Here is a 216-nt window from a genome sequence, read left to right as displayed (position 1 = left end):
CAATGTTCTCGAGCTTGCCTTGGCGTCTGTCCAAATGTCGTATCCGGCTAGCCGGGTCGTCCCCTCTGTTGGCAGCGCTCTCGTTCTGCACGACGCTTCCCATGAACGACTGGGCCCATGGAGCCAATTGCATCGCGATGGTCTTATCCAGCTTCGTGACAATGTCCGATCGAGCGTTGTAATACACCATCACATGCTGAAGATCGGTGTGGTCCA

General features: G+C 55.6%; 1 protein-coding gene. It reads right to left on the bottom strand.

Features of this window, described 5'->3' with window-relative positions; translation table 11 throughout:
* Positions 1-216 (bottom strand): hypothetical protein (locus ACM0OW_RS25970; RefSeq protein ID WP_414553613.1); only part of this gene is annotated, 216 nt, incomplete at both ends.

Source organism: Anabaena sp. CCY 0017, assembly GCF_963920885.1.
Lineage (GTDB): Bacteria > Cyanobacteriota > Cyanobacteriia > Cyanobacteriales > Nostocaceae > Nodularia.
The sequence above is the reverse complement of the archived record's forward strand: the minus strand, read 5'-3'. Positions and strand labels throughout refer to the sequence as shown.